Annotated in this window: 1 protein-coding gene; it reads right to left on the bottom strand. The window is 72.1% G+C overall.

Going from position 1 to position 1,415, the window contains the following annotated elements; translation table 11 throughout:
• Positions 1-341: 341 nt before the first annotated feature.
• Positions 342-1,415: helix-turn-helix domain-containing protein (locus AOK24_RS44845; RefSeq protein WP_276206908.1), on the bottom strand; the 1,074-nt coding region annotated here is incomplete at its 5' end.

Below are 1,415 nucleotides of genomic sequence, written 5' to 3'. Positions count from 1 at the left end.
GTCCACCAGTCCGTGGCGGCCGAACTCGGGGTGGGAACCAGGGCGGTGGTGAGCAGCAACAGCAGGAGGGTGAGCAGAGTGACGCGTCTGCGTCGGGCCGTGGTCATGGGGCGGTCCCTCGGGTCGGCGGGGGCGCGCGCGGTCGATGAGCCGGGGTGTGCGGCGTTGGCCGGGGTGTACGGCGTCAGCCGGGGTGTGCGGTGCTCCCCCACCGTTCCACGGAATTGTCATGACCGTCGCAAGATCTTCACGGACGAGGATCGGGGTGGAGCCGGTGCGCAGTCAAGAGTTGGGAAAGACCGACTGGTCGGAATCGCTTCCGGATGCCGGGACTTGCTCGGCTACTCTCGGTAACTCCGCAGCTTTCTATAGAGAGTTGCCCGTCCGATGCCCAGCGCCGACGCCGCACGCGCCTTGTTGCCGCCGTGCCGTTTCAGCGCCTGGAGTATCGCCGTGCGCTCCGCGTCCTCCATCGGGCTCAGGGGGCGGTGTGCGGGGCCTTCCCTCACCGCATCGGGGAGTTCGGCCCTGCGGACCGGGCCCGTGAGGCGGCGGCCCTGCGCCAACGCGTGCACGACGTGCGCGAGTTCGGTGAGGTTGCCCGGCCAGGGGTGGCGTTCCAGCGCCCGCAGGGCGTCCAGGGACCACGTCAGCGGGGGCTGTCCGGCCGGGGGCTTCGGGGCGAGCGTCCTCAGCAACTCCGCCATGTCCTCCGGGCGTTCACGCAGGGCGGGGAGGGTGATCGTGCGGGCCGCCAGGACGTCCAGGAGGCGCTGGAGGCAGGGGCCCGGGGGCGTGCCGGGGGTGTACGTGACGTACAGCTGGGCCGTCGGGTGCGTGTCCAGGAGGGAGTTGAGGGTCGCGATGTCCGGTGCGGCGAGGCGTTCCGCGTGGCGGAGGATCAGGGGGTGACCTGCCGTCAGGTGGTCGACCGCGTCGCCGAGTTCGGACTCGGCCGCGTCCACCGTCCGTGCGTGCGGGGTGAGTTCGCGGGCCAGGGTGGTCTTGCCAGTGCCCCGCTCGCCGGTGATCAGCAACGGGGGTCGGGTACGGCAGGGTTCGGCGCCGTTCTGAACCGGGGCCGGGTTCAAGACGGCGACCACTCCTACGATCACCTCGCCCTGCCGCACCGGCGTGAGCTCGACCCGCCGTCCGGCCACCGTGACCTGCCTCGCCTCCGGGTCCTTCAGCGCGGCCCGTTCGAGCCAGTGCAGGTCCTCCGGCGTGAGCGCCCTCGCCGCCAGGTCATCGACCAGCCTGCTATGCCCCCCGAACGCCGCGACCGGGCGATCGCCGGTGCGGGCGGAGAGGTAGGCGTCCAGGAGGAGGCGTTCGGGGGCGGCCGAGCGGGCGAGAAGCTCGGCTTCGACGGCTGCGGCTATGGCTTCCGCTAGGGCGGCGGAGGGGTGGTGGGG

This window comes from Streptomyces niveiscabiei (assembly GCF_001419795.1).
Taxonomy (GTDB): Bacteria; Actinomycetota; Actinomycetes; order Streptomycetales; family Streptomycetaceae; genus Streptomyces; species Streptomyces niveiscabiei.
Note: the sequence above shows the minus strand (reverse complement) of the source record. Positions and strands in the feature narration are given on the sequence as shown.